The 5728-nt window shown below is 63.8% G+C and carries 11 protein-coding genes and 1 pseudogene; 8 read left to right on the forward strand and 4 right to left on the reverse strand.

The genetic code is table 11. The features are described from left to right. A partial coding sequence (locus MKK51_RS25470; protein ID WP_243982321.1) for a hypothetical protein occupies window positions 1–197 on the forward strand: 197 nt, incomplete at its 5' end. A 68-nt stretch (window positions 198–265) separates the two neighbouring features. Further along, complete coding sequence (locus MKK51_RS25475; RefSeq protein WP_243982364.1) at window positions 266–478, forward strand: hypothetical protein; 213 nt, start codon at window positions 266–268, stop codon at window positions 476–478. On the opposite strand, the pseudogene MKK51_RS25480 reads toward MKK51_RS25475, so the two are convergent. Continuing rightward, a pseudogene (locus MKK51_RS25480) lies at window positions 460–639 on the reverse strand (transposase); the annotation flags it as partial. The gene MKK51_RS25475 and the pseudogene MKK51_RS25480 sit on opposite strands and share 19 nt — an antisense overlap. Window positions 640–717: 78 nt before the next feature. On the opposite strand from MKK51_RS25480, the gene MKK51_RS25485 reads away from it, so the two are divergent. From MKK51_RS25485 to MKK51_RS25500, 4 genes are all read left to right on the forward strand, one after another. After that, on the forward strand, window positions 718–876 hold the full coding sequence (locus tag MKK51_RS25485; protein ID WP_243982323.1) for a hypothetical protein: 159 nt from the start codon (window positions 718–720) through the stop codon (window positions 874–876). A 73-nt stretch (window positions 877–949) separates the two neighbouring features. Continuing rightward, window positions 950–1171, forward strand: coding sequence for a hypothetical protein (locus MKK51_RS25490; RefSeq protein WP_243982325.1), 222 nt, complete (start codon window positions 950–952; stop codon window positions 1169–1171). Further along, a complete protein-coding gene (locus tag MKK51_RS25495; protein WP_243982327.1) occupies window positions 1168–1347 on the forward strand; it encodes a hypothetical protein in 180 nt (59 codons plus the stop codon). Before MKK51_RS25490 ends, MKK51_RS25495 begins: the two co-directional genes overlap by 4 nt. Next, on the forward strand, window positions 1344–1571 hold the full coding sequence (locus tag MKK51_RS25500; RefSeq protein ID WP_243982329.1) for a hypothetical protein: 228 nt from the start codon (window positions 1344–1346) through the stop codon (window positions 1569–1571). Before MKK51_RS25495 ends, MKK51_RS25500 begins: the two co-directional genes overlap by 4 nt. A gap of 66 nt (window positions 1572–1637) precedes the next feature. On the opposite strand, the gene MKK51_RS25505 is transcribed toward MKK51_RS25500, so the two are convergent. Continuing rightward, on the reverse strand, window positions 1638–1916 hold the full coding sequence (locus MKK51_RS25505) for a ribbon-helix-helix domain-containing protein (protein ID WP_243982355.1): 279 nt from the start codon (window positions 1914–1916) through the stop codon (window positions 1638–1640). A 3-nt stretch (window positions 1917–1919) separates the two neighbouring features. Next, a complete protein-coding gene (locus MKK51_RS25510; RefSeq protein ID WP_243982357.1) occupies window positions 1920–2555 on the reverse strand; it encodes a ParA family protein in 636 nt (211 codons plus the stop codon). Window positions 2556–3068: 513 nt separating this feature from the next. Here MKK51_RS25510 and MKK51_RS25515 point away from each other — a divergent pair. After that, entirely contained in the window at window positions 3069–4040 is a 972-nt protein-coding gene (locus MKK51_RS25515; RefSeq protein WP_243982359.1) for a site-specific integrase, read from the forward strand. An 81-nt stretch (window positions 4041–4121) separates the two neighbouring features. On the opposite strand, the gene MKK51_RS25520 is transcribed toward MKK51_RS25515, so the two are convergent. Further along, window positions 4122–4424, reverse strand: coding sequence for a hypothetical protein (locus tag MKK51_RS25520; protein ID WP_243982360.1), 303 nt, complete (start codon window positions 4422–4424; stop codon window positions 4122–4124). A 144-nt stretch (window positions 4425–4568) separates the two neighbouring features. On the opposite strand from MKK51_RS25520, the gene MKK51_RS25525 reads away from it, so the two are divergent. Then, on the forward strand, window positions 4569–4997 hold the full coding sequence (locus tag MKK51_RS25525) for a hypothetical protein (protein WP_243982362.1): 429 nt from the start codon (window positions 4569–4571) through the stop codon (window positions 4995–4997). Window positions 4998–5728 lie beyond the last annotated feature (731 nt).

Consider the following 5728-nt stretch of genomic DNA (forward strand, 5'->3'; position numbering starts at 1 on the left):
ACATTCAGCACGACGGCATCACGGACGCCGCGGTCCTCGCCCGTGCCGGCGACCTCGCCCGCGCGCTGCATCTCGATTTCCTGCCGGTGACGCCGCCCCGCGAGCCGGTCGCCCCGATCCTCCGCGCTCTCATATCGGGCGTCGAGGTAGCTGCCGCCCTGGTCATCGTCTTCGGCGGTCTCGCCACCCTCGCCTGATCCCTCACCCCGCCCTCCGGCATCCCATCAGCTATCGAGATAGTAATCCGTCAAGACGTGGAGAACTCATGATGCTCAACCCTCTCGCCCGCCTCGTCCATCGCGCCCCCGCCAAGCCGACCCTGCGCGAGCGCCTGACTACCCTCAAGGCCACGGCCTCCCACGCCATCCGTCGCAAGCCGGTGGATGCTGCGCCGGTCGCTGTCGCCGCTGCCGACCCCATCTTGGCGGCCATCTCCGAGACGCAGCGTCTTGCTTGGGCGCGCATCCGTCGAACCTGATCCGACTTCAGGCCGCCAAACTCACGCCGCCACCGGTAGTATGTCACTGAACTCACGCCGAGCGCGCGGATTGTATCGGCCACGCTCTGGCCCTGTGAGATCAGCACATCCGCCTGCCGTAGCTTGGCGACGATCTCCTCGGGCTTCGGGTACTTTGCCATCTCGTCTGTCCTCCAGGCTCAAAAGCCATACCAAAGGGCGGACCACTTCAATGGGGGCTGACCAGGCGGCGCGCCCCCTTGGTGCATTTGCTCCATAAGGCCGCTTTTATCGAGATGTGGGTTGGCGATCACGGCAACCTGGACGGCTCGCCGCAGGACGGTTCCGACACCGTCTTCGCCGAGGTCTACCCCGCGCTGCTCAGGGCGCTCCGCGCTTCTGTCGCAGCGCGCGATTGAGCCGATAAGCAACGTTCATCCCTTCCGGCCGAAGCGCGCCACCGTGGCGCGGTTGCCCCGCCCCTCTCCGACGATGATCCGCGCCGAGATCGAGGCCGCAGCTCTCGCGGCCATGGATGCCGCCGACCGGCTGATTGCCATCCTTGACGGCATGGACGGCGACGAGAACCTTGAGGACGGAGGCGACGCTGAACCGTCCCTCGGCGCTCCCGAACAGCATGACGCCTGCCAGGTCGTGTGGCTGCGTAGCACCGATACCGATCGCGAAATCTCCCGACAGGACGTCACCCGATGAAACTCCGTCTCACTCAGCGCGCCGCTGTATCCCTCGGTCATTCCGACATCGCACGCTTTCTCGGCCGTGCCCGCCGCTGGCGCTGCAACCTCCTGAAGCGCGCCGGTCATGAGGCGGGCCGGGGCAACGTCGTCACTGCGGCTGTGTTGGTCGCCGTCTACGTGGTGGCGCTATGATGGCACTCGACGGTCGCCCCGCCCTCCTGCCCTCGCTGCCGGCGATCCTCCTACTTCGGTTCAACCTCTGGCGTCTTCGCCGGGTGACGGCCGGTCTCAAGCGGGCGCAGGCCCGGGGAGATGAAAAAGCCGCCTCTCGCTGGCTGACGCGGGGGCTCAAAGCCTGCGCGGATCTGGAAGCCTCGCAGGTGGTGTGCCGCCAGCTTTCTAATCAGAAACGCTGACCTCTAGCCGTTCCTCCGTCTCACTATTTACCTATCGAGCTATCAAGCTGTCTCGACGTTGATCCGTCATGACGGCTTGAAGCCGTGACGGACTAGCACGTCGCGGATTGCCTCCTCGGCGAGGGCCTGGGCGGTGGTGTCCTGATCCAGGGCGATCTGTCGAAGGGCTTTGCGCTCGGCCATCGACATACGGACGATGATCTGCACGCGGCCATCCGATCCCTTGGCCGGCTTGGCAGCGTCGACCTTCGCCTCGGGGGCGGGTGGAGCCTCGACGGGCGCCGCAGTCGTCTTGCGCGCGAGACGGTCGGACAGGCTGGTGAGAGACTGGCGTTCGGTGGACATGGCCTAACCTTTCAGCTTGGCTTGGATCTCGGACCAGAGCGCCACCATCTCGGCGGCGGCTCGGCCATTCGGCTCGAATTCGTTGACGGTCTGCCCACCGATGACGGCGTGAGACATCGCCACTCGCTGAGAAATGACGGAGACGGCGACGGTCGCGCCCATCCGTATCAACGTCTCGCGGGCTTCGGCGATGATTGCAGGCTCGCCCTGCCCCGTGCGGGGTGGTGCGTGGTTGATGATGGCGAGAGGCGTCTTCCCGACGCGCTGGGCGAGATCGAGTGTCGTCGCCACGGCTGCGAGGTCGAACGGTCCCGGCCTCGTCGGGACGAGCACTAGGTCTGCCGCCCGCATCGCATCGGCAATCGAGTTCTCGGCATGGGGCGGCGTGTCCACGATGGCATAGGCCACGCCCTCCTGCTTCGCGGCCGGCAGGATCTTCACCAACTCGCGGGCGTCGCACTCGACTAGGGCCGGGGTATCGCCGATTCGTAGATCCCACCACCATTTCAACGACCGCTGCGGATCGGTGTCGAAGAGAAGCACCGGCTTGCCTGGGCCGGCGGCGATGACGCTGAGGTGAGTGGCGAGCGTAGTCTTGCCGACCCCGCCTTTCCGCGCCGCTATCGTGATGGTCTGCATTCGAAGCGTCCTAACATCTCGACGGCGAGAATTGAAGGCGTCTCCTTAAGATGGCGTCAATCGCTCATGACGGCCATGCATCAAGGCATCGTGACGTATCGCCGTCGTCGCATCGAAATATGGGGACGGCTCACGTTTTATACGTCACAATAGCTTGCTATCAAGCCGGCATGCAATACTTTCGATAAACGTCGTTTTCGAAAGTATCGATATGGCTAAGACACCTATCGGTCCAAGCTCAAATGATAGTCACGATCTATCTGAAGAGTGGGAGCAGGTCGCCGAGCAGGCGGCACGTAACCTTGGCTACAAAAGAATGCTCGCGGCACTATCAGCCGAGCACTGGCAGATCCTTCTGGCGAGCGTCGAGGTGCGGATGAAGATGCGGGGGTACGCCGCGCCTCCTCATTGGCAGAGGACGTTGGCAGTCAAAGTTGGAAGATCGAAAAGTTGAGTAAGGCGATCGTGGGCGCTGCATTTGAGGTCACGCCGGACCAAGCTGAGACCCCTATCGTGAGCCTGCCCGCGGAACTCGCGTCCATCGTCCAGGCGTACCAGCGCGCGAGCAAGGCCACGTCGACGGTGCGGGCCTACACCACAGATGCGCGCGTGTTTCAGGCGTGGTGCGCCGGGTACGGGTTCCGGTCCCTGCCGGCCACGGCACAGGCGGTGGCGGCCTTCCTGGGGCATGAGGCCGATGCGGGGCAGGCCACGTCGACGATTGGCCGGCGCCTCGCCGCAATCCGCTATGCCCACAAGCTCGCCGGCGTTGCCGATCCGACTGAGGACGAGGCTGTTCGCGCCGTGATGAAGGGTGTCCGGCGGCGGACAGACAAGGCGGTGACGCAGAAGACCGCGGCGACCGTCGACGTTCTCACGGCCATGCTGATGCACGTCCCGCCGGGGCTGGCCGGCAAGCGGGACAAGGCGCTGCTCGCCCTGGGGTTCGCTGGCGCGTTCCGGCGCTCCGAGCTGGTCGCCCTCGATGTTGCGGATCTCCGCGAAGATGCCGAAGGCCTGCGGGTCATGGTGCGCCGGTCGAAGACGGATCAGGAAGGTAAGGGGGTCGAAAAGGCCATTCCGTTCGGGCGCTTCGTCAAGCCGGTCGCCCTGGTGCGTGACTGGCTGGGCTCGGCCGGGATCACGGAGGGCCCGGTGTTTCGGCCGGTGTCGCGGTCGGGGAGGGTGCGGGGTGCATCCAAATCTGGATCGATCTCTGACGCTGAGATTTCAGCCGCGCCCCCCCGTCTCACGACGCAGGCCGTCGCCGACATCATAAAGCGATACGTCGAGGCGGCCGGACTCGACGCCTCGACCTTCGGAGCTCACAGCTTGCGTGCCGGATACATCACGACGGCAGCCGAGCGGGGCGCGGATCTCGCTCGCATTATGGATCAGTCGGGCCACCGCGATCCACGGACGGTGCTCGGGTACATCCGCCGGGCGAATGCCTTCAAGAACCATTCGGGAAGCGGGTTCTTGTGAAGACGCCGGGCTAAAGCAACCTCTTACGTCGCACCGGATGAAGCCCCACGGGCCCGGGGGCCGTGGGGCCGAAATAGAAGGCTACTTCGACATGCCGCTGGAGCTCGTGCCGCCACCGCTGCTATGACCACCCATCGGGGCGCCACCAGGTGCTGCAGAGCCACCGTTGGCCCCGGGAGCCATGGTGGAGCCCGTGCTGTTCGAGCCTGCACCCGTTGCCGAGCCGGTCGAGCGCTCCATGCCCTTTTCGCTGTTGCTCTTTACGCTGCCCGGATTGTTCATGTTGCCCTCGGTGCTGCCACCGCCGGCTGCGGTCTGAGCAAGCGCCGCACCCGTGAGGGCGAGGGTAAGCGAAGCCGCCAAAGTGATTGCCTTAATGGTCATGTACGTTTCTCCCGATTCATCCTAATCGGGGTCCAAACGCGATGATGATCGTATTCGTTCAATCGCCTCTCTGTATCTAAAGCTCACTGACCGACGCTGTGTATCAAATAGTACAGAGATTTCTCTTTTCTACTGAGACGCGCCATGCCCATCCGGCGAGAGCATCGCTTCTTCTACCCCATAGACTGGCCTCAGCTCTCGGCGGTGATCCGCTTCCGTAGGGCAGGGGGACGCTGTGAGGTCTGCCAGCGTCCGCATGGGCGGACCGTCTATCATCTCGGCGCTGGGCGTTGGTGGGACGCAGAGGCAAGAACCTGGCGGGACGGGGCAGGGCGGATCATCTGCTTGGCCGTAGGCGGCGACGACGTACTCGGCACGGTCCGTACGACACGGGTTGTCCTGGCGGCTGCCCACCGTGACCACGACACGGCGAACAACGCCGGCTCGAACCTGGCGGCTTTCTACCAGCGATGCCACATGATCCACGATCGGCCGGAGCATCAGCGGAGGCGCTGGCGGACCCTGTTCCGCAGGAAAGCCATGGGAGACCTGTTCCGGGGGCCATATGGGTGAGTGTCTATTGGGGGGCTCGATACGTCTAAGGGTGACGCATCAGAAGCGCTACCTTCACGCATGGCTTAGGAAAGGAACCGGATCCTTTTACGGAGATACCACCTTACCCTGTACGCTGAGCCATCCAACTACGGCTACATTCGATCAGGCCGCCGCTTGTGCGCCACGTCCCGCTACCGTTGCCCCTAGGGGTGAGCTTGCCCGTGATCGGCACCCTATTCGATCTTTGCGTGATCGTGGCTCGCATAGCCCCGGCAGCCGATACCCCCTCATCAACGTCGATATCCTCCCCGGGGACCGAGGCGTCGCTATTCTTAATCCGCACCCGATAGGTCGTGGTCGCTGAGCAAGGTCCCTCGGCTGTCGAAGCCACGATGGTCCATGTGCCGTCATACTGGTCCGGAACCCGGACCTTCTTCGTAGCGGCATTCGCCGGAGAGAGAGCAACCGTCATTAGACAGGCTATCAAGCTTAGAACGCGAGCGTGGGCCATACAAAGCTCCAGAGCTTGAATGTCAGGGCGACCGCACGTCGAAAGTCTGTAGGCCATTTCGTCAAAAGCGAGGTGGTGAGGAGAGGAAGTCTCCCCGCCCCGCATTGTTGGTAGGCGAGGGTGGGAAGCCCTATTCCGAGCTTCCCGTAGGCTCACATCCCGCGGTTCATCATCCGGCTTTTCATCATGCGGCGCTTCATCATCTGCTTCCGCATCATGCGCTTCTTCATCATCATCC

This window comes from Methylobacterium sp. E-045 (assembly GCF_022829685.1).
In the GTDB taxonomy this organism is placed as follows: domain Bacteria; phylum Pseudomonadota; class Alphaproteobacteria; order Rhizobiales; family Beijerinckiaceae; genus Methylobacterium.